Source organism: Dietzia cercidiphylli (genome assembly GCF_014145145.1).
Taxonomy (GTDB): domain Bacteria; phylum Actinomycetota; class Actinomycetes; order Mycobacteriales; family Mycobacteriaceae; genus Dietzia; species Dietzia natronolimnaea.
Window position 1 is genome coordinate 1 of record NZ_JAALEA010000236.1, and the last position, 2,869, is coordinate 2,869.

The following is a 2,869-nucleotide window of genomic DNA, read 5'->3' on the forward strand; positions in this document are numbered from 1 at the left end:
GAACGCGCAGCAGCCCGAACCCCAGGGGTGGCAGCGTCGGCTCCGTGGGGGTGACGCCGGTCAGGGTGCGGGATACGGGCGGTCCGGCGAGGGCGGTGCGCCCGGTGGCGGGTACGACGACATCCCGCCGCCGCCCGAGGAGCCCGAGCCGGAGGCCGGTGAACCCGACGGTCCGCCACCGCCCCCGGTGAGCGAGGAGGAGATGGTGGACGAGGCCCGCAGTGGGCCGCAGAACATCGATCACCGGACCGGCGAGGACATCGCGCTCCAGTTGCTCAAAGAGCACCTCGGGGCCCGCCCGCTCGAGCGCTGAGCGGCCCGCCCCGCCGCGCGGCGGGGCACGCTGTCCGATGGTGCGGTTACCCTGGGTTCCGACCGACCGGGGCCGCCCCGGCCCAGAACGGCACCAGCCGAAAGGACCCGCCATGCAGCCCGGACCCGACATGAACGCCCTCCTCGAGCAGGCCCAGCAGATGCAGGCCCAGCTCGCCCAGGCGCAGCAGGAGATCGCCGCGAGCACGGTCGACGGCCAGGCCGGTGGCGGCCTCGTCACCGTCACCATGCGCGGCACCGGTGAGGTCACCGGTGTCACGGTGGACCCCAAGGTCGTGGACCCCGAGGACATCGAGACGCTGCAGGATCTGCTCGTCGGCGCGTTCGGCGACGCCCACACCAAGGTCCAGCAGCTCGCGGAGTCGCGGCTCGGCCCGCTGGCCTCCGGTGGCGGCCTCGGCGACATGATGGGCGGCCTGGGCATGTGAGCCCGGCGGGACCCGGGGAGCTCCGGGACCCGCCACCCGGCGTCGCATCCGTCGCCGGGAACGACACAGCACAGGAACGGCGATGTACGAGGGACCAGTCCAGAACCTGATCGACGAGTTCGGCAAACTGCCGGGCGTCGGTCCGAAGTCCGCGCAGCGGCTGGCCTTCCACCTCCTGCAGGCGGAGCCGGAGTCGGTGGAGCGGCTGCGTTCCGCGCTGCAGGCGGTGGTCGACGGCGTCACGTACTGCGAGGTCTGCGGCACGGTGTCGGCGGCCGAACGCTGCCGCATCTGCTCCGACCCGCGGCGCGACCCCACGCTCGTCTGTGTGGTCGAGGAGCCCAAGGACATCGAGGCCATCGAGCGCACCCGCGAGTTCCGCGGGCTCTATCACGTGCTCGGTGGCGCGCTCGATCCCATCAACGGCATCGGGCCCAACGAACTGCGCATCGCAGCCTTGATGAGGCGGGTCGGGGAGGAGTTCGAGGGCGAGGAGATCGCGGAGATCATCATCGCGACCGACCCCAACACCACTGGCGAGGCCACCTCCACGTACCTGGCCAGGCTGCTGCGGCCGTTCCCCGAACTCGTGGTGAGCCGCCTCGCCTCGGGCCTGCCCATGGGTGCGGATCTCGAGTTCGCGGACGAGCTGACCCTGGGCAGTGCACTGTCCGGCCGCCGCATCCTGTCCGGTGGCCCCTCCCAGCCCGCGCGGTCGGGAGGCGTGCTCCGTCCGGAGCAGAGTGAGCCCCCGACCCCCCGGCCGTCTCCCGAACCATCCCCCGAGCCGGTGGAGCAGCGGATCCCCGGAGGGGACAGTGGCGCGGCGGGCCGGACCGGTCCGTCAGAGATCGAAGAGCTTCGCGGCGTTCCCGTGCCACACCGCCCGTAGCCAGTCATCGCCCATCCCGAGTCCCGCCAGGGCGTCGAGCTGGTGCGCAAACGGGTAGGGGATGTTGGGGAAGTCGGTCCCCAGGAGGATCTTGTGCCCCAGATCGGCGAGCCGCCCGCGCTCTGAGGCCGGGAACGGGCTGATCTCCTCGACGAAGTCGGTGAACGCCATGGTCGTGTCCAGGTAGACGCCGCTGTACCGCTCGGCCAGATCCAGGAACTCCGAGTACTCGCCCATGCCCATGTGGGCGATGATCAGCGGAAGATCCGGGAACCGCTCGAGCACGTCAGCGACCGGCTCCGGCCCCGTGAAGGGACCCGCCACGGGGCCGCTACCGCAGTGGATCACCGTGGGCACCTGCGCCTCCGAGAGCCGGTCCCACACCGGGTCCAGCAGCGGATCGCGAGGGTCGTACTCGCCCACCTGGATGTGCGACTTGAACACCCGGGCCCCGGCCTCGATCGCGTCCCGGACGTAGTCTCCTGCGGTCGGCTCGGGGAAGAACGTCGCGGTGTGCAGGCAGTCGGGGTGCCGTGAGGCGAAGTCCGCCGACCACGAGTTGAGCCACGCCCCCATGTCCGCCCTGTGCGGGTACAGCATCGACGAGAACGCCAGTACGCCGTAGGACCTCAGGCGGGCGACACGCTCGTCCTCGGCCTCCCGATAGGTGATCGGCCACGTCCGCCCGACCTTGGGGCCGGCGGCGTCGAAGTAGTCCCACACCTTGGCCATCACCCGGTCGGGCATGAAATGCGTGTGGACGTCGATGATCCCCGGAAGACCCAGCGGCTCCCACAGGGCGCGCACCTGTGCTGCCTCGTGCGCGGGATCGGGAGGGGTCACGGAGCCGGTGAGGGTGGCGGTGCCGTGGTGGATACACATGGATCCGAGCGTAGGCGAGCGCCGCCCTCCGGCCGACTGATCGAGTGCGACCCGGGGGCGTCCACCCCCGGGTCATGACAGCTCCGACAGCACGCACCCGCTGGGCATGGGGCATGGTCACCGTCGTCCACTACTACTTCGGCGAGGGATTCGACCGCGACGCGCTCACCGCCGGGTGGCAGCGCTGGACCGACTCGCTGTTCCCACCGGCGGCCGCCCCACCGGCGGGCTGAAAAGCCCCACCGGCGGGCTGGCAGGCGTCAACGGCGGGCGGCCGCCAGGCGTTCGCGTCGCAGTTGCTCGACCGCCGGCACCTCGATGGGCGGCAGCGAGT

At 71.5% G+C, this 2,869-nt stretch carries 3 protein-coding genes and 2 pseudogenes; 4 read left to right on the forward strand and 1 reads right to left on the reverse strand.

Annotation, left to right across the window (positions count from 1 at the left end; all coding sequences use genetic code 11):
• The 3 genes and pseudogenes from G6028_RS09005 to recR all read left to right on the forward strand — a co-directional run.
• Positions 1-313, forward strand: a pseudogene (locus G6028_RS09005) (DNA polymerase III subunit gamma/tau); the annotation flags it as partial.
• Positions 314-425: 112 nt separating this feature from the next.
• The gene (locus G6028_RS09010; protein ID WP_095717156.1) at positions 426-761 is read left to right on the forward strand and encodes a YbaB/EbfC family nucleoid-associated protein; all 336 of its coding nucleotides are present in this window, start codon (positions 426-428) and stop codon (positions 759-761) included.
• An 82-nt stretch (positions 762-843) separates the two neighbouring features.
• Positions 844-1,449 (forward strand): annotated as a pseudogene (gene recR, locus G6028_RS09015) (recombination mediator RecR); the annotation flags it as partial.
• A gap of 156 nt (positions 1,450-1,605) precedes the next feature.
• Here the strand turns inward: recR and G6028_RS09020 are convergent.
• Entirely contained in the window at positions 1,606-2,535 is a 930-nt protein-coding gene (locus G6028_RS09020) for an amidohydrolase family protein (protein ID WP_182658682.1), read from the reverse strand.
• Positions 2,536-2,609: 74 nt separating this feature from the next.
• Between G6028_RS09020 and G6028_RS09025 the strand changes: the two genes are divergently transcribed.
• Positions 2,610-2,768, forward strand: a complete 159-nt coding sequence (locus tag G6028_RS09025; protein ID WP_182658683.1) for a hypothetical protein — start codon at positions 2,610-2,612, stop codon at positions 2,766-2,768.
• The last annotated feature ends 101 nt before the right edge of the window (positions 2,769-2,869 follow it).